Below are 15,828 nucleotides of genomic sequence, written 5' to 3'. Positions count from 1 at the left end.
GCCTCCTGTACTAACAGTTACGCAGGTGCTGGCCTGGGCTTGCATGGACAGCTTCGATCTGCTGTCCACGGCAAGCCCTCTTGCCACGACGCTGTGGAGTCGGGTCCGGTGAGCGGTGGCTCCGGTCAACCCGAAGTGCCGGCGCTGAGCTACTTGGTGCCCTCAGCCTCCGGCGCGGTTCCAGTTCCCTGGCGGCCGGAAACTCCGGCTGCCGGAGCTCCATTGGCGGGCGCGGTGCCGCCCGTGGAGTCCCTGCCCGCATCCTCGGATGCGCGAACTGGTCCGCTTTGGTTATTCCGGAGATTAGCACGGGATTCACTATCTGAGACAGCGGCGTCCGAATGGCGGATGGTTGCCGCGTCTGCGGGGACGGTGGCGCGGTCAGCGTGGGCGGCACTGTCGGCGCCGGTGGTGCGGTCAGCGCTGGTGGTGCGGTCAGCGCTGGTGGCCTCGGTCGCGTCGGCGACCGGCTTTGACTCTGCCGACTTTGCCTCCGCCGACTTTTCCTCAGCCGGCGTAGTCTCCACCGGCTGGGTCCCTGCCGGCGTAGTCTCCGCGGGCGCGCGGCCGGGGAGGAACGGGGTGTCCGGCTCCGAGCGCTTGCGCAGGCCGAGGAGGATGAAGGCGAGCAGGGCTCCGGCGAAGACGATGATGCTGGTCCAGACATTGAGCCTGGTGGTGAGCCCGAAGAGGGTGATCTGTTCGGCGTCGTCGATCCGCATGGCCTCGATCCAGACGCGGCCCAGGGTGTAGTACATGGCGTAGACGCAGAAGAGGCGGCCGCGGCGGAAGCTGAATTTGCGGTCGAGTGCCAGCAGGATCAGCACGCCGGCCAGGTTCCACAGCGACTCGTAGAGGAACGTCGGGTGGAAGAGCGTGTCCGTCGGCATGCCGGCGGGGAAGTTCGGGTTGTTGGGATCGATCTGCAGCCCCCACGGAAGCGTGGTGGGGCCGCCGAAGAGTTCCTGGTTGAAGTAGTTGCCCCACCGGCCAATGGCCTGGGCCAGCAGCAGTCCGGGGGCCGCGGCGTCCATGAAGGCGCTCAGCTTCACCCCGGCACGCCGGCACCCGATCCAGGCGCCCACGGCGCCGAGCACGACGGCGCCCCAGATGCCCAGGCCGCCGCGCTGGATCTGCGGAATCAGGGACAGGTCCCCTGTGCCGTCGAATCCCGGGCCAAAGTAGGCGTCCGGAGAGGAGAACACGTGGTACAGCCGTCCGCCGATAATGCCGAACGGGATGGCCCAGATGGCGATATCCCAGACGCTGCCCTCGGGGGCGCCGCGGCGTGCCCAGCGGACCGAGGTCAGCCACAGGCCGGCAATAATGCCGGCGAGGATGCACAGGGCGTAGGCGTGGATGCGCAGGGACCCCCACGGCAGCGGGATGTCGAATCCGGACCAGGTGGGGCTCGGAATGCTCGCGGGAATCATCGCCGCCGCGTGGAGGACTGACTGCATTGCTTAGGCTTCTTCCTTGGTAAGGCCGGTGCTGAGGTCTTTCGTCAAGGAGGCTACCGCATCCACGCCGCCGTCCCGGATTGCCGCGACGAGGGCGGTGCCGACAATCACGCCGTCGGCGTACTCGGCGATCTCGCGGACATGGCTGGCGGTGGAGACGCCGAGGCCCACGCAGACGCGCTCGGCGCCCGCGGCGTGCGCTGCGGCGACGACGTCCCTGGCCGCGGAGCTGACCGAGGTCCGGGCGCCGGTGACGCCCATGATGGAGACGGCGTAGACGAAGCCGCGGCTCGCGTCGACCGTGCGTTTCATGCGTTCGGGCGAGGACGAGGGAGCCACGAGGAACACCCGGTCCAGGCCGTACTTGTCCGAGGCCGCCATCCATTCGGCGGCCTCGTCCGGAATGAGGTCGGGCGTGATGAGCCCGGCTCCCCCGGCCTCGGCCAGGCGGCGGGAGAACTCGTCCACGCCCATCCGGACCACGGGGTTCCAGTACGTCATGACCAGCACGGCGGCGTCGGTCTTGCTCGTAATGCCGCGGACGACGTCGAAGACCTCCCGGACGTGGAAGCCCTTCGCGAGGGCCTCCGTCGTGGCGGCCTGGATGACCTGGCCGTCCATGACCGGGTCCGAGTACGGGATGCCGATCTCGATGAGGTCGGCGCCGTTCTCGGCCAGGGCGATGCCGGCGGCAATGGTGTCTTTAACGCTCGGGTAGCCGGCGGGCAGGTAGCCGATCAGGGCCGCCCGGCCCTGGGCGCGGGCGCGGTCAATGGCCGCGGCCGACTTGCTGGCGTGCTGGGTGCCGTCCTGGCTGGTGCTCACAGCTGTTCCCCCTCTTTGGCGATTTCGGCTTCAGGTGAATCCTTGTCCAGCAGGTCGAACCATTCCGCGGCCGTGGCCACGTCCTTGTCGCCGCGGCCGGAGAGGTTCACGATCACGATTTTCTCTGAGGCGTCTGTTGCCTTGCCTGCGGCCGCGTCAGCGGCGAGCCGCTGGCCCACCTTGATGGCGCCGGCGAGGGCGTGGGCGGACTCGATGGCGGGGATGATGCCCTCGGTGCGGCACAGGAGGCGGAAGGCCTCCATGGCCTCGCTGTCCGTGATGGGCTCGTAGCTGACCCGGCCAATGTCGGCCAGGTAGGAGTGCTCGGGGCCGACTCCGGGGTAGTCCAGGCCCGCGGAGATCGAGTGCGACTCGATGGTCTGGCCGTCGTCGTCCTGCATGAGGTAGGAGCGGGCGCCGTGCAGCACGCCGGGCTTGCCGAGGGTGATGGTGGCTGCGTGGCGTCCGGTTTCGACGCCCTCGCCGCCGGCCTCGAACCCGTAGATCTTGACCGAAGGGTCATCGAGGAAGCCGTGGAAAATGCCGATTGCGTTGGAGCCGCCGCCGATGCAGGCACAGACGGCATCCGGCAGCCGGCCCGTCTGGTCCAGGATCTGGGCGCGGGCTTCCTCGCCGATGACCTCGTGGAAGTAGCGGACCATCGCCGGGAAGGGGTGTGCTCCGGCGGCGGTGCCCAGCAGGTAGTGCGTATTGCCCACGTTGGCCACCCAGTCGCGCAGGGCCTCGTTGATGGCGTCCTTGAGAGTCTGGGATCCGTTGGTGACCGGGATGACCGTGGCCCCAAGGAGCTCCATGCGGGCCACGTTGAGGGATTGCCTGCGGCAGTCCTCGGCGCCCATGTAGACCACGCATTCCAGGCCCAGCAGGGCTGCGGCCGTGGCGCTGGCGACGCCGTGCTGGCCGGCGCCGGTTTCGGCGATGACGCGGGTTTTGCCCATCCGCTTGGCGAGCAGCGCCTGGCCCAGGACGTTGTTGATCTTGTGCGAGCCGGTGTGGTTGAGGTCTTCGCGCTTGAGGAAGATCCGCACCCCGCCGGCGTGCTCGGCGAAGCGCTTGGCCTCGGTCAGCAGCGACGGCCGGCCTGAGTAGTTCTTGTTCAGTTCGGCGATCTGGGCTGTGAACTCCGGATCGGCCTTGGCCTTCTCGAAGGTGTCCTCGAGCTCGTCCAGGGCCGCGATGAGCGACTCTGGCATCCACCGGCCGCCGTAGTTCCCGAAGTAGGGCCCCGGGGCGTGGCGCAGGGACGGTTCGCCCTGCGCGGGATGCTCCGCGGGGCGGCCGCCCTGCAGGAACGCGTCCACGGCACTTTCGTCAGAGCCGGCTGCTGGTGCATCGACCATCAGTCTCACCATCCTGTTCCACTGCTAGCTTTGGGGATCTGCTGATGAGATCCGCTCATTGGTCCGGGCAAAATTGCGGGCCCGGCACCGCTCACGGTCCGGACGGAGGCGCCAGGACCGGCCGGCCTCAGGCGCGCGCGGCGATTGCCGTCGCGCCGGCAGCCATGAATTCGGCGATCCGCTCGTGGGGCGTCGCGTCACTGACCAGCGCCTCCCCGACCAGGACCGCGTTGGCTCCGCGGGCCGCGTAGTGCTTGACGTCCTCGACGTCGCGCACACCGGACTCGGCGACCACGAGCGCACCGGCGGGAATGCCGCCGGTCAGCGCCGCGAAGACGGAACGGTCGACGTCGAGCGTCTTGAGGTTGCGTACGTTGACGCCGATGATCCGGGCCTCCGCGGCGACTGCGCGCTCGATTTCCTCCGCCGTATGGGTCTCGACCAGCACGTTCATGCCGAGCTCGCGGCTGAGGGCCGTGAACTCACGCAGCTGGGCGTCCGAGAGCGAGGCCACGATCAGCAGGATCAGGTCGGCGCCGTGCGCCCGGGCCTCCCAGATCTGGTATTCGTCAACCATGAAGTCCTTGCGCAGCAGCGGAATGTCCACGGCTGCCCGGACGGCGTCGAGATCGGCCAGGGAGCCGCCGAAGCGGCGCTCCTCGGTCAGGACGCTGATCACGGCGGCCCCGCCGTCGGCGTACTGCGCGGCGAGGGACGCGGGATCGGCGATGTCCGCGAGCTGGCCCTTGGACGGGCTGCGGCGCTTGACCTCGGCAATCACCTTGAGCTGGTCCCGGCTGCTTGAGGTCCCGCCGAGGGCGGCCCAGGCGTCACGGGCGGGCGCCGCCGCGGCGGCACGCTCTTTCAGCTCCGCGAGCGTAACCAGACGCTGGCGCGCCTGCATATCCTCCCTGACACCGGCATTGATGTCGTCGAGAACGCTCACGCTCAGTGGCCGGAGTTCTTCAGCTTGCTGCCGCCGACGCCGTAGCCGGCCTTGCGCATGGCCCAGCCGGCGAGCAGGCCGACCACCATGACCGCCGCGCCCGCGACAAAGATCGGGGTGTTGGCGATGACGAAGGCGATGGACGCAATGAGGGCGCCGATCAGCATCACGATCACGCAGGTCCACGCGGCCGGGCTGTTGCCGTGACCCTGGGGTTCGCTGTGGTCGACGTCGTCGTAGACGCCCTTCGGCGCAGCGGACGTGGATGCGGAAACAGTGGCTTTGCTCATTGAAATCTCCTCAGGATGAATACTGCTTACATTCTGCCATTTTTTGCTGTGTTATTTGGCCGCGTTGCTGTCGCGTTACCGGTCGCGTTGCCGGTCGCGCCCGCGGCATCGGCTCAGGTGGGGTCGTCACCGCGGGACAGCCGGTCCCAGCTGTCAATCTCGTCCGCGGGGGCGGCCGGCGCATTACCGCCAGCTGCAGTGCCGCCGGCGGCGGGCCCGGCGGCGGCCGCGTCATATTTGGTGCGGGTCTTCCAGTAGCGGCCGGCCGGCACGATCGCGAGGGCGCTGAGTCCCAGCAGGGCTCCGGCGACGACGGCGAGGACGGGGAACACCGTGACGTCCACCTGTACGCTGCTGCCGCTGATTCCGGTGGCGGCCGCGATCGATCCCTGCGCCGCGGCCAGCGGGTCCGCCAGCACAACGGCTGCCGCGGCGACGATGCCCGCGGCCGCGAGGAGGATGATCGCCGTGATCACCCAGCGGGCCACGCGGCCGGCGATGGAGGCCGCGAGGCCGCCTGCGAGGGCCACAAGCGCCAGGGCTGTCACGGTGGTGGCAGCCTTGCTGCCCTGAACCTGCAGGCCGTCCTGGCTGGCCACGGCCGCGCCGAGCTGCGTGGGATCGAGGTGCACGGTGAGCCAGGTCTGGGTGGTGGTCCCGAACACGGCAAGGGCCAGGGCAGCGATCACCAGGACCAGGGTGGACTTGCGGGCCCAGCCCGGGACGGCGGGCCCCCCGGTGCTCTTCACAGTGCCCTTCACGGTGTTCTTGGCGGTGTTCTTGGCGGTGTTCTTGGCGGTGGCTTCCGGCTCCCCCATCAGGACTCGGCTCCTGCGTCGGGCGCTGCGTCAGTGACTGCGTCAACGGTGATGTTATGCAGCGACCTGGCGGTGTGCACGGCGCGCAGCGGGGCGGCGGCCTTGTTCACGGTTTCCTGGGCCTCGGTCGGGTTCACCGAATCTGCGACGATCCCGCCGCCGGCCTGGACGTACGCGCGTCCTTCCCGGAGCAGGGCCGACCGGATGGCGATCGCCATGTCCATGTCCCCGGCGAAGTCCAGGTACCCCACCACGCCGCCATAGATGCCGCGCCGGTGCGGTTCAAGTTCGTCCAGCAGGCGCAGGGCCCGCGGCTTCGGGGCGCCGGAGAGGGTGCCGGCCGGGAACGTGGCCTTGAGCACGTCGTAGGCCTTGGCTGCCGGGGCGAGCTCTCCGACCACGGTGGAGACCAGGTGCATGATGTGGCTGAAGCGCTCCACTTCCATGAATTGCGTGACGTCGACGGATCCTGCCACGCAGACCTTCGAGAGGTCGTTGCGGGACAGGTCGACCAGCATCAGGTGCTCGGCGCGTTCTTTCTCGTCCGCCAGCAGTTCCTCGGCCAGGGCCTTGTCCGCCTCGACCGTCTTGCCGCGCGGGCGTGAGCCGGCGATGGGGTGGGTGATGACTTCGTCCCCGGTCACGGTGACGAGGGCCTCCGGCGAGGAGCCGACGATCGTGTATTCGCGGCCGGCGGCGTCCTCGAAGCTGAAGAGGTACATGTAGGGGCTGGGGTTGGTGTTCCGCAGAACCCGGTAGACGTCGAGGGGGTCGGCGCCGCACTCCATTTCGAAGCGGCGGGAGATCACCACCTGGAAGACCTCACCGTCCACGATCGCCTCCTTGCCGCGGTCCAGGGCGGCCAGGTACTCGGTTTCGTCCCAGCGCTCCTGCACACTGGACGCGAAATCCAGGGCGGCCGTCTCCAGCACGGAGACCGGCTGCTCCACGGGGCGGCTGATCTTTTCGAGCAGGGCTTTGACGCGGGCGACGGCGTCATGCCAGGCGTCGTCGACCCGTTCGGTGCTGTTGTCGAAGTTGATGGCGTTGGCGATCAGCAGGACGGTGCCGTCCATGTTGTCGTGGACCGCCATGTCGGTGACCAGGTTGAGGGCCATTTCCGGCAGTTGGAGGTCGTCCTCCGGCGGGCTGGTCAGTTTCTCCCAGTGCCGGACGGTTTCCCAGCCCAGGAACCCAACCAGGCCCGAGGTGAACGGCGGGAGGCCGTCGAAGCGCTCGGTCCGCAGCGCCGCGACGGTGTCGCGGATGGCGTCCACGGGGTTGCCGTCCAGGGGCACACCGACCGGGGGCTCGCCCAGCCAGTGCGCGCTGCCGTCCTTGGTGGTCAGGGTGGCCCGGGAGCGGGAGCCGATGAAGGAATAGCGCGACCAGGCGCCGCCGACCGCCGCCGATTCCATCAGGAACGTTCCGGGCTGGCCATGGGCGAGCTTGCGGTAGAGCCCGATCGGGGTTTCGGCGTCAGCCAGCACCTTGAGCCGGACGGGGATGACACGGCTGTGGCCTGCGAGTTCGCGGAACTCTTCGAGGCCGGGGCTGATGATTCCAAGGTCCTGCATGGCTGTGCTTTCCGCCTGTTCTTTAGGTGGACCTGCGACCGGATCCGGTCATGGGATCCTGCCTGGGGTCCGGTTCGTGAAGCTGTGGAAGCGCCGGGGCGCTCTGCCGGTGTGCCGGGCGCCTAGCCTCCGTGGCCGACGACGGCGTCGAGCTCGCGGCCGTCGAAGCACGTCCGGGTTCCGGTGTGGCAGGCCGCGCCGACCTGGTCGACCCGCACCAGCAGCGCATCGCCGTCGCAGTCCATGGCCAGCGACTTGACCCATTGCACGTGCCCGGAGGTGTCTCCCTTGCGCCAGTACTCCTGGCGGGAGCGCGAAAAGAACGTCACGCGCCCGCTGGTCAGGGTGCGGTGCAGCGCTTCGTCGTCCATCCAGCCCAGCATCAGCACCTCGTGGGTGTCGAATTGCTGGATGATGGCGGCCACCAGTCCGGCGCTGTCGCGCTTGAGCGCGTCCGCCAGTCCGGCCGGGAGGGGGCTGCCGCTGACGGGACTGCGATCGACGGCGCTGCCGTTAATGGCGCTGCCGTTGGTAGGGCTGGGGGCGGAGGCGGGCTGCTCAGACATCAGATCAAGTCTAGTGCCTCCGGGCCGGTCGCCGGCCTGCGGACAGGTCCCGCCGCTTAACACTGGCGCGCCAATCGGCCCGGCGCCGCGGTCCGGCCCTGCGTCATGCGGCCGGGTGCGGTCGCGGCGGCGATTCCTGTGCCCACGCACGGCCGTCTCGTGCTAGTTTCACAAGTGATGCATTTCGTCGAACCGTCCCGAGAAGTCCTGGCCGAAACCCTGCTGGCGGCCGGCCCTGATGCCGCCACGCTCTGCACAGGTTGGCTCACCCGCGATCTTGCCGCGCACCTGTACCTGCGCGAGCGGAAAATCGCCGTCGGACTGGGCCTGCTGATCAAGCGCCTGTCCAAGGCCTCGGACCAGGCGACGGCCGAACTGGCGGGCACCCTGAAGACCACCGAGGACTACGCCAAGCTGGTCAACGACTTCCGGGCCGGTCCCCCGGCGCTGTCCCCGCTGCGGATCAAGGCGCTGGACGAAAGCTCCAACCTGATCGAGTACTTTGTGCACACCGAGGACGTCCGCCGCGCCGTGGACCGCTGGGCCCCGCGCGCCCTGGACCAGGCCTACTCGGACGCGCTGTGGGACGAGCTCGTCAAGCGGGCCGCGATCCTGTACCGCGGCGTGGATCTGGGCATCGTGCTGGTGAGCCCCTCGGGTCCGCGGCATGTCGCCAAACGCGCCCCCGTGTCCGTGGCCATCGTCGGCGAACCGGGCGAGCTGCTCATGCACGCCCACGGCCGCACCCGCCACGCCCTCGTGACCTTCGAAGGCCAGCCGGACGCCGTCGCGCTCCTGCAGTCCGCCGAAGTCGGCCTCTAATCCCCACCCGCTTAATCCCCGCCCGCTCCCTAAAAAATAAAGCAACGCGGGGTCACTTACGGCCCATAATCCCGTCCGGGATGGGCGGTAAGTGACCCCGCGTTGCTTTAAGCGGTGGAGACTAGCGGACTTCGAAGCCTGCGTCGCGGATCGCGGCCTTGACCTGCGCGATCATGTCCAGCGGGCCGAAGTGGAAGACCGAGGCCGCCAGGACGGCGTCGGCGCCCGCTGCCACGGCCGGCGGGAAGTGCTCCGGCTTGCCGGCGCCGCCGGAGGCGATGAGCGGGACCTTGACCCCCGCCCGCGCCAGGCGGATCAGTTCCAGATCGAAGCCGTCCTTGGTGCCGTCGGCGTCGATCGAGTTGAGCAGGATTTCACCCACCCCGCGGTCGGCCGCTTCCCGCGCCCAGGCGATCGCGTCGATGCCGGTCCCCTGCCGTCCGCCGTGCGTGGTGACCTCGAAGCCGGACGGGGTGGGCTGCGAGCCCGGACGGGTCCGGCGCGCATCGAGGGAGAGCACCAGGACCTGGGAACCGAAGTGCCGGGTGATCTCGTCGATCACGTCCGGCCGGGCCACGGCTGCGGTGTTGATGGCGGCCTTGTCCGCGCCGCAGCGCAGGAGTTTGTCCACCTCGGCCACGCCACGGACGCCGCCGCCGACCGTCAGCGGGATGAAGACTTCCTCGGCGGTGCGGCGGACGACGTCGAACGTGGTCTCCCGATTGCCGGAGGACGCCGTGACGTCAAGGAAGGTCAGCTCGTCGGCACCGCTGTTGTCGTAGCGGTGCGCCAGTTCCACCGGGTCCCCGGCGTCGCGGAGGCCCTCAAAGTTGATGCCCTTGACCACGCGGCCGGCATCGACGTCGAGGCACGGGATGACGCGCACGGCAACAGTCATGACTTCTCCTAGGTAGTGACGGAGGTTTATTGACGGAGGGGAATTGCTGGTGGAACTCGGCGGGTGTGGCGCCTAGATGCGGCAGGCGTGGATGCTGCTGACCAGGATGGCGCGGGCGCCGAGGTCGTAGAGCTCGTCCATGATCCGGTTGGTTTCCCGCTTGGGCACCATCGAGCGGACGGCCACCCAGTCCGAATCGCGCAGCGGCGACACGGTGGGCGACTCCAGGCCGGGGGTGAGCCCGGCGGCCTGCTCGACGAGTTCCTTGCGGATGTCGTAGTCCATCAGCACGTACTGCCGGGCCACGAGGACGCCCTGGAGCCGGCGGATCAGGACCTCCGTGGCAGGATTCTGCTCGCCCTTGCGGCCAATCAGCACGGACTCCGAATTCAGGATCGGCTCGCCGAAAATCTCCATGCCGGCGGCCTTGAGCGTGGTGCCGGTCTCGACGACGTCGGCAATCGCGTCGGCGACGCCGAGGCGGACGGAGGATTCCACGGCGCCGTCAAGGCGGACCACCTTGGCGTTGATGCCGCGCGCGGCCAGGTAGCCGCGCAGCAGTCCGTCGTAGCTCGTGGCCAGGCGCTTGCCCTCGAGCTCGGCGACCGTGGTGAAGTCGCCGACCGGGCCGGCGAAGCGGAAGGTGGAAGCGGCGAAGCCCAACGGCAGCAGCTCCTCAGCCTCGACCTCCGCGTCGAGCAGCAGGTCGCGGCCGGTGATGCCGACGTCGAGCGTTCCCTGGCCCACGTACACAGCAATGTCGCGCGGGCGGAGGAAGAAGAACTCAATGTCGTTGTCCGGGTCCACCATGACAAGCTCGCGGGTGTCGCGGCGCTGGCGGTAGCCTGCCTCGGCCAGCATGGCCGCGGCAGCTTCGGACAGGGATCCCTTGTTCGGGACGGCAACTCTAAGCATGGGAAAAGTCTCTCTTGGGTGTGGAAGTCTCTGTTGGGGCACATCGGCCACGCGGTGCACGGGCTCCGCCAGCGAAGTCATGGCGGTGTCCGGTGCGGGCGCGGCTACAGATGCTTGTAGACGTCTTCCAGGGTGAGTCCTTTGGCGAGCATCAGAACCTGCAGGTGGTAGAGCAGCTGGGAAATTTCCTCGGCGGCGGCCTCATCGGATTCATACTCCGCAGCCATCCAAACCTCGGCTGCTTCCTCCACGACCTTCTTGCCGATGCCGTGGACTCCGGAATCCAGTTCGGCGACGGTGCGGGAGCCCTTCGGGCGGACGGCTGCCTTTTCACTCAGTTCTGCGAACAGCGACTCGAAATTCTTCACGCCCCCAAGCCTACTTGCTCCCGGCGCGGGAACGCCCGCCGGGGCGTTGCATGACGGCGGAGATGTGAGGCACTGCATATCCAACACGGCCAGCGAGGCCGGCACACTCAGCCGGCGCGGGCGGCCAGGGAGGCGCCCGCACCGGCTTTGGCTGCAGCCTGGCGGCTCAGCCGAACTGCTTGAGGGTCACTGCCGTGGCCAGGGCGGCGGTAACGGCCTCGTGACCCTTGTCCTCGGTGGATCCCGGCAGGCCGGCCCGGTCAATCCCCTGCTGCTCGGTATCGCACGTCAGCACGCCGAAGCCCACGGGAACCCCGGTGCGGACGCTGACCTCGGTCAGGCCCAGGGTGGCCGCCTCGCAGACATATTCGAAGTGCGGAGTGCCGCCCCGGATGACGACGCCGAGCGCCACGACGGCGTCGAAGTGCGGTGCCAGCCGGGCGGCCGCGACCGGGAGCTCAAACGTGCCCGGCACGCGCAGGACGGTCGGCTCATTGATGCCGGCGTCCTTCGCGGCGCGCAGGGCGCCGTCGAGCAGTCCGTCCATGATCTGGGTATGCCAGCTCGCGGCCACAATGGCCAGCTTGAGCCGTGAGGTTTCTTCCGGCTTGAAGGTGCTGAGGTCGATCCGGGGGGCGCCGTGGCCGCTCATAGGGTAATCCTTGCTGTTGAGTCTGGTGGTCGTGTTGCTGCCCGGTCAGTCCTGGTCGTGCTCGAATCCGGACAGGCCGGCGGCCGGAGCCGGTTCACCGTCCAGGACCAGGCGGTGGTCCATCCGGTCCTTCTTCGTCTGCAGGTAGCGGATGTTCTGCTCCCGGGAGGGGACCTCCGTAGGGACCATCTCCACCACCTTGACGCCTGCCTGCGCGAGCCGGTCCTGCTTGTCCGGGTTGTTGCTCAGCAGCCGGATCTCGTGAAGCCCCATCTCCGCGAGGATCTGGGCCGCGGCCTTGTAGCAGCGCGCGTCGACCGGCAGCCCGAGCTGTTCGTTGGCCTCCACGGTGTCAAAACCGGCCTCCTGCAGGGCGTAGGCCTTCATCTTGTTCGCCAGGCCGATCCCCCGGCCCTCCTGGCCGCGCAGGTACAGCAGGGTGCCGCCGAGTTCGTTGATCAGCTCGAGCGCATAGGCCAGCTGCTCGCCGCAGTCGCAGCGGTAGGAGCCAAACACATCGCCGGTCAGGCACTCCGAATGGAGGCGGACCAGCGGTGGCTGGCCGTCAACCGGCGCCATTGGTGAACTGACGGCCAGGTGCTCCGCGCCGGTGGCGAGATCGGTCCAGGCCTGTGCCACGAAGTCGCCGAAGGCGGTGGGCAGCTGGACGATGGGTCCCGCGCTGACCGGATGCGGTTGACGGGCCATGGCCGTCTCTTCTCGGGTCTCCGAAGTCGTCACTGTTTCTCCTCCATCAGACAGGGTCCGCTGCGTGGCTGCCGTGCTGTTCCGCTTCAAGATACGCCACCAGATCCGCAATCGAAATCAGGGGGCAGCCATGCTCGATGGCGAAGCCGCGCAATCCGTCCAGCCGCATCATTTCTCCGTTGTCGTACACCAGCTCTGCTATCACGCCCACGGGCTCCAGGCCCGCGAGCCGGCACAGGTCCACGGCCGCTTCGGTGTGGCCGGGACGTTCCCGCACTCCCCCCTTAACGGCGCGGAGGGGAAAAACATGCCCGGGACGGGTCAAGGAATTTGGCCGGCTTTGCGGGTCGGCCAGGATCCGGGCCGTCAGGGCGCGGTCCGTGGCGGAAATTCCGGTGCTGACACCCACGGCGGCGTCGCAGGACACGGTGTAGGCGGTGCCCTTCGCGTCTTCGTTGATTGCCACCATTGGCGGCAGCGCCAGGGCGTCGGCCCTGTCGGCGTCGAGCGGTACGCAGATCACGCCGGAGCTGTAGCGGACTGTCCAGCCCATCAGCGCGGGGGTGGCGTGCTCGGCGGCGAAAATGATGTCGCCTTCGTTCTCGCGGTCCTCGTTGTCCACCACCAGGACGGGCCGCCCGGCTGCCATGGCGCTGATGGCGTCCTCGATCGGATCGAGGCCTGCACGCCCGGTGCCGGCAGCGGCGGTACGGAGCACCCCGGCCACATCATGGCCGGGCTGGTCCGTGACCCGGCTCATTTCGCGGCCCCGTCCGTGAGGGCGGCTTCTCCGGCGGAACCTTCGGCTGCCCTGTGCGCGGCGGGCGACGAACCGCCGGCAAAGGACAGCAGGCGTTCGGTGTACTTCGCCAGGACGTCGACTTCGAGGTTTACATGGCCGCCGGGTGTCTTCTGGCCCAGGCCGGTCTCGGCCAGGGTGGTCGGGATGAGCCCTACTTCAAACCAGGGCGCCGGATCGTTGGCCGGGCTGACTGCCGTGACGGTGAGGGAGACGCCGTCGACGGCGATGGATCCCTTTTCGGCGATGTACCGGGCCAGCCCGGCCGGCACCGCGAACCGCAGCCGGTCCCAGTTGCCAAGCCCCTCGCGCTCCACGAGCTGGCCGACGCCGTCGACGTGGCCCTGGACCACGTGGCCGTCCAACCGTCCCCCGGCGGGGACGCAGCGTTCCAGGTTGACGGGATCGCCCGCAGTGAGTTCTCCGATCGTGCTGCGGACCAAGGTCTCGCCCATAACGTCAACGCTGAAGTCTCTGCCGTCGATCTGCGTGGCGGTGAGGCAGACGCCGTTGACCGCTATGGAACCGCCCAGGGCGAGACCGTCCGTGGTGCCGGGTGCGTGGAGCCGTACGGTGGCGCTGCTGTCCCCGTTGCGCTCAATGGACAGCACCTTTCCCTGCTCGGCGATAATTCCGGTAAACATCAATTGCCTCCTGCGGCGGTGTCCGCGCCGGTGCGGTGCGGGGTGGTATCGGATGAAGTAGGGCTGGCGGCCGGGTCAGCCTCATCGGCCGGGGCGGCCGGGCGAAGATGGAGCCGGAGGTCGCGGCCGAGGACCTGGACGGCGCCGCCGGATGCCGGGTCCCATTCCCAGCGCTGGGCATCGGCCAGGGTCGTGATGCCGAGGTCGTCCAGGGCGGCGGTGCCGGAGCCAAGCAGTGTGGGCGCCAGGTAGACGATGAGTTCGTCGACCAGGCCGGCGGCCAGGAACGCGCTCAGTATCCGGGAGCCGCCCTCCACCATGAGGTGCCGGACGCCGTATGCGAACAGCTGGTCCAGGGCCTCGCGCGGGTCGCGGGTGGCCAGGTGCAGGACGTTGCCGTCGGCTCCGTGGATGGCGGCGTCGTCGGGAATGCCCCGGTACCCCATCACGGCGCGGAGCGGCTGTTTGCCCTCTGCTTCGCCGTCGCCGTTCCGGGCGGTGAGCCGGGGGTTGTCGATCAGCACCGTCTGGGTGCCCACCAGGATGGCGTCTATCCGGCCGCGCAGGGCGTGGTTGTCGGCGAGCGATTCCGGGCTGGATATCCACTGGCTGGTGCCGTCGCTGGCGGCGATGCGGCTGTCGAGGGTCTGGGCGATATGCAGGGTGACGAACGGCCGTTTGGCGGCGACGGCGTCGAACCAGCGCCGGTTCAGGTCCAGCGCCGCCTCGGCGGCCAGCCCGGAGCGGACGCGGACGCCCGCGGCCCGGAGCGTCACGGCGCCGCCGGCGGCCGGGTCGTGGGGATCGTCGACGGCGTAGATGACGTCGGTGATGCCGGCGTCGATGATCGCCTGCGCGCACGGGCCGGTGCGCCCACAGTGGTTGCAGGGCTCCAGTGTCACCACGATTGCCGCGCCACGGAGGTCCCGGCCCGACGCCTTCGCCTGGCCGATGGCGTCAGCTTCGGCGTGGGCAGTCCCGGCTCCGCGGTGGTAACCGGTGGCGAGGTGCGTTCCGTCGGCCCCGACGACGACGGCGCCGACGAGCGGGTTGGCGCCCCGCGGGCCCTGCGCCGCGGCGGCCAGGGCAGCCTGCATCGCAGCATTCTCGGCAGCGTTGAACGCGGCAGCGCCGGACGGGGCAGCGCCGGACGGGGCAGCGCCGGACGGCGCGGCGCTGAATCCGGCGCTCACGCCGGCGGTGTTGAGGGCACTCACTTGGCCACCACAGGGTCGGGGAAGGCGGTTTCGACCGTGACAGGCCGGTTCGCCAGCCTGGAGGCACGCCACCAGACAAAGAACCCGGCCAGGGTGAAGAAGCCGTAGAAGAGGTACATGACGGCGCTGGCGTAGTAGCCGGCGCTGAACAGCAGTGGCACACCGACGATGTCCACCGCCACCCAGATGAGCCAGAACTCCGTCCAGCCCCGCGCCATGCCGTAGGTCGCCAGCAGCGAGCCCATGAACGTCCACGCGTCGGCCCAGACCGGCGGGTAGGAGCCGAGGGAGTCGAAGACGGGGGTAAGCGCCATGGTGCCGGCCACGAGGCTGAGGGCCAGAATCACCCGGGTCTGGTTGCCGGCCCAGCGCGGCGCGACGGCAGTCCCGCCGCTGCCGGACTTCCTGCCCTGCTGCCAGCGGTACCAGCCGTAGAGGGCGACGCCGATGAACATGACCTGGCGTCCGGCCTGGCCCCACAGCGTGGCCGGCGTGGCGGAACCGAAGACGTTGCCCAGGAAGACCGTCAGGAGCAGCAAGTTGCCGGCGATGCCGACGGGCCATGCCCAGACCCGGCGGCGCATGCCGCCGACGGCGCTGGCGAGGCCAAAGATGTTGCCTAGCACTTCACGAAGAATCAGGACAGATCCGCCTACGGGGATCTGCGCTTCGAAGAGCCATCGCAAGGGGTCCATGTGTGTGTCGTTCCTTCCCTCAAGAACCGCGATGGCTCCGGGGGTATACGACAGCGCAATTATGCGGCGCCGTTGGGGCGCCGCAGTAACAGCTGTACGTGCTTCTCTCATCCAGACTTTAACTGTCGGTACCGGAATTTCACCGGTTCAACCGTCTGCCGGCTTCCTCCCGAGAGAGGGCGCTGGCGCGCGGGTCGCGGACTGTCACCGCCGGTTCGGACTTTCACCGACCCCGGAGCACGTATGTGTGTTGTTATTCTGACACAA

General features: G+C 68.8%; 18 protein-coding genes and 1 riboswitch. Of the genes, 1 reads left to right on the top strand and 17 read right to left on the bottom strand.

The window, feature by feature from the left end:
• Positions 1-149 precede the first annotated feature (149 nt).
• The 8 genes from lgt to hisI all read right to left on the bottom strand — a co-directional run bounded on the left by lgt (position 150) and on the right by hisI (position 7,843).
• Positions 150-1,460 carry a prolipoprotein diacylglyceryl transferase gene (lgt, locus tag AC1DBX_RS13885; RefSeq protein WP_476931998.1) on the bottom strand — a complete coding sequence of 437 codons (1,311 nt, stop codon included), beginning with the start codon at positions 1,458-1,460 and terminating at the stop codon, positions 150-152.
• Positions 1,461-1,463: 3 nt separating this feature from the next.
• Entirely contained in the window at positions 1,464-2,285 is an 822-nt protein-coding gene (gene trpA / locus AC1DBX_RS13880) for a tryptophan synthase subunit alpha (RefSeq protein ID WP_476851526.1), read from the bottom strand.
• The gene (gene trpB, locus AC1DBX_RS13875) at positions 2,282-3,646 is read right to left on the bottom strand and encodes a tryptophan synthase subunit beta (RefSeq protein ID WP_476857176.1); all 1,365 of its coding nucleotides are present in this window, start codon (positions 3,644-3,646) and stop codon (positions 2,282-2,284) included. Before trpB ends, trpA begins: the two co-directional genes overlap by 4 nt.
• Positions 3,647-3,773: 127 nt before the next feature.
• Positions 3,774-4,592, bottom strand: coding sequence for an indole-3-glycerol phosphate synthase TrpC (trpC, locus tag AC1DBX_RS13870; RefSeq protein WP_476857175.1), 819 nt, complete (start codon positions 4,590-4,592; stop codon positions 3,774-3,776).
• A 2-nt stretch (positions 4,593-4,594) separates the two neighbouring features.
• Positions 4,595-4,882 carry an HGxxPAAW family protein gene (locus tag AC1DBX_RS13865; protein ID WP_476851523.1) on the bottom strand — a complete coding sequence of 96 codons (288 nt, stop codon included), beginning with the start codon at positions 4,880-4,882 and terminating at the stop codon, positions 4,595-4,597.
• Positions 4,883-4,995: 113 nt separating this feature from the next.
• Positions 4,996-5,700, bottom strand: a complete 705-nt coding sequence (locus tag AC1DBX_RS13860; RefSeq protein ID WP_476931997.1) for a Trp biosynthesis-associated membrane protein — start codon at positions 5,698-5,700, stop codon at positions 4,996-4,998.
• Positions 5,700-7,277 (bottom strand): anthranilate synthase component I, encoded by a 1,578-nt coding sequence (locus AC1DBX_RS13855; RefSeq protein WP_476851521.1) that lies wholly within the window; start codon positions 7,275-7,277, stop codon positions 5,700-5,702. Before AC1DBX_RS13855 ends, AC1DBX_RS13860 begins: the two co-directional genes overlap by 1 nt.
• A gap of 122 nt (positions 7,278-7,399) precedes the next feature.
• Positions 7,400-7,843 (bottom strand): phosphoribosyl-AMP cyclohydrolase, encoded by a 444-nt coding sequence (hisI, locus tag AC1DBX_RS13850; RefSeq protein ID WP_476851520.1) that lies wholly within the window; start codon positions 7,841-7,843, stop codon positions 7,400-7,402.
• 177 nt (positions 7,844-8,020) lie between these two features.
• Between hisI and AC1DBX_RS13845 the strand changes: the two genes are divergently transcribed.
• Positions 8,021-8,665 carry a TIGR03085 family metal-binding protein gene (locus AC1DBX_RS13845; RefSeq protein ID WP_028277041.1) on the top strand — a complete coding sequence of 215 codons (645 nt, stop codon included), beginning with the start codon at positions 8,021-8,023 and terminating at the stop codon, positions 8,663-8,665.
• 121 nt (positions 8,666-8,786) lie between these two features.
• On the opposite strand, the gene hisF is transcribed toward AC1DBX_RS13845, so the two are convergent.
• The 9 genes from hisF to pnuC form a co-directional block, all read right to left on the bottom strand.
• Positions 8,787-9,563 carry an imidazole glycerol phosphate synthase subunit HisF gene (gene hisF, locus AC1DBX_RS13840; RefSeq protein WP_026536975.1) on the bottom strand — a complete coding sequence of 259 codons (777 nt, stop codon included), beginning with the start codon at positions 9,561-9,563 and terminating at the stop codon, positions 8,787-8,789.
• A gap of 72 nt (positions 9,564-9,635) precedes the next feature.
• A complete protein-coding gene (gene hisG / locus AC1DBX_RS13835) occupies positions 9,636-10,478 on the bottom strand; it encodes an ATP phosphoribosyltransferase (protein WP_028277039.1) in 843 nt (280 codons plus the stop codon).
• Between the two features lie 104 nt (positions 10,479-10,582).
• Positions 10,583-10,846 (bottom strand): phosphoribosyl-ATP diphosphatase, encoded by a 264-nt coding sequence (locus AC1DBX_RS13830; protein ID WP_476931996.1) that lies wholly within the window; start codon positions 10,844-10,846, stop codon positions 10,583-10,585.
• A 166-nt stretch (positions 10,847-11,012) separates the two neighbouring features.
• Positions 11,013-11,498, bottom strand: coding sequence for a 6,7-dimethyl-8-ribityllumazine synthase (gene ribH, locus AC1DBX_RS13825; protein ID WP_476931995.1), 486 nt, complete (start codon positions 11,496-11,498; stop codon positions 11,013-11,015).
• A gap of 45 nt (positions 11,499-11,543) precedes the next feature.
• Positions 11,544-12,206, bottom strand: a complete 663-nt coding sequence (gene ribA / locus AC1DBX_RS13820; RefSeq protein ID WP_476886961.1) for a GTP cyclohydrolase II — start codon at positions 12,204-12,206, stop codon at positions 11,544-11,546.
• A gap of 46 nt (positions 12,207-12,252) precedes the next feature.
• Positions 12,253-12,966, bottom strand: coding sequence for a 3,4-dihydroxy-2-butanone-4-phosphate synthase (gene ribB, locus AC1DBX_RS13815; RefSeq protein ID WP_230008400.1), 714 nt, complete (start codon positions 12,964-12,966; stop codon positions 12,253-12,255).
• Complete coding sequence (locus tag AC1DBX_RS13810; protein ID WP_230008401.1) at positions 12,963-13,649, bottom strand: riboflavin synthase; 687 nt, start codon at positions 13,647-13,649, stop codon at positions 12,963-12,965. The genes ribB and AC1DBX_RS13810 overlap by 4 nt, the downstream gene beginning before the upstream one ends.
• On the bottom strand, positions 13,649-14,746 hold the full coding sequence (gene ribD, locus AC1DBX_RS13805; RefSeq protein ID WP_476932019.1) for a bifunctional diaminohydroxyphosphoribosylaminopyrimidine deaminase/5-amino-6-(5-phosphoribosylamino)uracil reductase RibD: 1,098 nt from the start codon (positions 14,744-14,746) through the stop codon (positions 13,649-13,651). Before ribD ends, AC1DBX_RS13810 begins: the two co-directional genes overlap by 1 nt.
• Before the next feature lie 116 nt (positions 14,747-14,862).
• Positions 14,863-15,561: a nicotinamide riboside transporter PnuC gene (pnuC, locus tag AC1DBX_RS13800; protein ID WP_476857167.1), complete on the bottom strand. Its 699-nt coding sequence runs from the start codon at positions 15,559-15,561 to the stop codon at positions 14,863-14,865.
• A gap of 94 nt (positions 15,562-15,655) precedes the next feature.
• A riboswitch (FMN riboswitch) is annotated at positions 15,656-15,806 on the bottom strand.
• Between the last annotated feature and the right edge of the window lie 22 nt (positions 15,807-15,828).

It is taken from the genome of Arthrobacter sp. 10N44_2, assembly GCF_056394385.1.
This window is presented reverse-complemented; position numbering and strand designations above follow the sequence as displayed.

Bases quoted from the DNA above. Each gene is read 5' to 3' on its own strand.
- AC1DBX_RS13860 (WP_476931997.1), bottom strand. From the start codon at position 5,700: ATGGGGGAGCCGGAAGCCACCGCCAAGAACACCGCCAAGAACACCGCC.
- trpB (WP_476857176.1), bottom strand. From the start codon at position 3,646: ATGGTCGATGCACCAGCAGCCGGCTCTGACGAAAGTGCCGTGGACGCG.
- ribA (WP_476886961.1), bottom strand. From the start codon at position 12,206: ATGGCCCGTCAACCGCATCCGGTCAGCGCGGGACCCATCGTCCAGCTG.
- pnuC (WP_476857167.1), bottom strand. From the start codon at position 15,561: ATGGACCCCTTGCGATGGCTCTTCGAAGCGCAGATCCCCGTAGGCGGA.
- ribH (WP_476931995.1), bottom strand. From the start codon at position 11,498: ATGAGCGGCCACGGCGCCCCCCGGATCGACCTCAGCACCTTCAAGCCG.
- hisF (WP_026536975.1), bottom strand. From the start codon at position 9,563: ATGACTGTTGCCGTGCGCGTCATCCCGTGCCTCGACGTCGATGCCGGC.
- hisI (WP_476851520.1), bottom strand. From the start codon at position 7,843: ATGTCTGAGCAGCCCGCCTCCGCCCCCAGCCCTACCAACGGCAGCGCC.
- ribB (WP_230008400.1), bottom strand. From the start codon at position 12,966: ATGAGCCGGGTCACGGACCAGCCCGGCCATGATGTGGCCGGGGTGCTC.
- AC1DBX_RS13855 (WP_476851521.1), bottom strand. From the start codon at position 7,277: ATGCAGGACCTTGGAATCATCAGCCCCGGCCTCGAAGAGTTCCGCGAA.
- AC1DBX_RS13845 (WP_028277041.1), top strand. From the start codon at position 8,021: ATGCATTTCGTCGAACCGTCCCGAGAAGTCCTGGCCGAAACCCTGCTG.
- hisG (WP_028277039.1), bottom strand. From the start codon at position 10,478: ATGCTTAGAGTTGCCGTCCCGAACAAGGGATCCCTGTCCGAAGCTGCC.
- lgt (WP_476931998.1), bottom strand. From the start codon at position 1,460: ATGCAGTCAGTCCTCCACGCGGCGGCGATGATTCCCGCGAGCATTCCG.
- AC1DBX_RS13810 (WP_230008401.1), bottom strand. From the start codon at position 13,649: ATGTTTACCGGAATTATCGCCGAGCAGGGAAAGGTGCTGTCCATTGAG.
- ribD (WP_476932019.1), bottom strand. From the start codon at position 14,746: ATGCAGGCTGCCCTGGCCGCCGCGGCGCAGGGCCCGCGGGGCGCCAAC.
- AC1DBX_RS13865 (WP_476851523.1), bottom strand. From the start codon at position 4,882: ATGAGCAAAGCCACTGTTTCCGCATCCACGTCCGCTGCGCCGAAGGGC.